This is a genomic window from Gluconacetobacter entanii, from assembly GCF_013155425.1.
GTDB classification, from domain to species: Bacteria; Pseudomonadota; Alphaproteobacteria; order Acetobacterales; family Acetobacteraceae; genus Novacetimonas; species Novacetimonas entanii.
Genome location: NZ_JABJWD010000089.1, coordinates 1 through 1541, shown reverse-complemented (window position 1 = coordinate 1541; position 1541 = coordinate 1). Strand labels below are relative to the sequence as shown.

Below are 1541 nucleotides of genomic sequence, written 5' to 3'. Positions count from 1 at the left end.
GGAGGCCATCGCAAAAACCGTCAATCAAATCGCCAAAACCCAGAAATTACCGGCCAAGCACATCAATCAGGGGTTCTTCGATCCCTCCACCTCTCGCAGGCGTTGTTTTCGCCATTGAGGAACTTGCCCACTCCTTTGAACAGAAATCGTCGGGCCGGACACTGACCGTCATCATCTTTTCCGGGATTACCGCAATCGCTCTCCTGGGAAATTATACATATTTTGGTCGTGCCAATACCTCTATCCCCGTCGGTGTCGCGTGGCTGGCTGTTCTGGTATGTGGCGTGAGTGGTGGCTTGGCGGGCGGCCTTTTCGCGCGTTGTGTCATTCGCCTCTCCAAGGGACTGCCAGGATCACTTCGCCCATTTGCGGCACGTTTCCCTCTCGGTTTTGCCGCTTTATGTGGTCTGCTTCTGGCCCTGATCGGCCTAGTCTCTGACGGGGCGACCTATGGTACGGGCTATCTCCAGGCGCGAGGAATCATAGACGGCACCCTCCATTATCCAGCCTCCTTCTTTTTCCTGAAATACCTCTCCATACTAATCACCTTTTGTTCTGGCATACCTGGCGGCATGTTTGCACCGTCCCTAGAGGGTGTTATGCACCTTGAGCGAGTATAGCGGCGTTTCTGAGCATGAAACATGCGAAAGCGACGACATGGAGACTTGCGAGGGTTGAAGCGTAACGCTCGTAGTCCTTGACGAGCCTGCGGCATCGTGTGGCCCATGCGAAAGACCGCTCGACGACCCACCGGCGCGGCAGCAGGACAAAGCCGCGCTTGGCTTCGGGCAACTTGACGACTTCGAGTGCGATACCGTGCGTGCGAGCCGCCTCGTCTGGTTTTGAGCCCGTATATCCCTGATCGACATAGGCCAGTTCGACGCTTTCGTCAGTGGCCTCCTGAATGGCAGCGGCGAGGCGTCCGACCTCGGCGCGATCATCCCGATTGGCTGGCGTGACATGCAGGGCCAGCAGGTGGCCCAGCGTATCCACAGCCATATGCAGCTTCGAGCCCCGTTTGCGTTTGGCCCCGTCGTAACCGGCGCGAGGCCCGCTCTCGGGTGTCGAACGTAATGTCCGGCTGTCGAGGATGGCTGCAGTGGGGTCCGGCAGGCGACCAGAAGCCATGCGCAAGACGGCACGTAGATCGCAGGCCAGCGTCTCGAAGCAGCCGGCATCCATCCAACGACGAGACTGCTGATAAACCGCCGACCACGGCGGCAGATCGTTTGGCATCGCGCGCCAGGCAATCCCGTAGCGGATCACGTAGCGCAACCCGTTGAACAGTTCGCGCAGATCATGCCGCCGCTGTTCCGCGTCCTCTCGCATCAGGACCAGATACGGAACGACCAGAGACCATTCTTCGTCTGATACATCAGAGGGATACGGTTTGCGTGCGGGTGCCATCCCTCATTACTCCACCAATCAGGAACGAAAGTACATAACACCCTCTAGGGCCTGTTAGGGCTTGATCCAGTCTGCTGCGGCAGCGATGTGGATGACCGCGAGGAACGACGTTGCTGTTTTTTCATATCTGGTTG

At 58.0% G+C, this 1541-nt stretch carries 1 protein-coding gene and 1 pseudogene; one reads left to right on the top strand and one right to left on the bottom strand.

Annotation, left to right across the window (positions count from 1 at the left end; all coding sequences use genetic code 11):
• Nucleotides 1-89 precede the first annotated feature (89 nt).
• Nucleotides 90-590: pseudogene (locus tag HNH97_RS14595) on the top strand (chloride channel protein); the annotation flags it as partial.
• 7 nt (nucleotides 591-597) lie between these two features.
• Here the strand turns inward: HNH97_RS14595 and HNH97_RS14590 are convergent.
• Entirely contained in the window at nucleotides 598-1407 is an 810-nt protein-coding gene (locus tag HNH97_RS14590) for an IS5 family transposase (RefSeq protein ID WP_171791363.1), read from the bottom strand.
• Nucleotides 1408-1541: the final 134 nt, after the last annotated feature.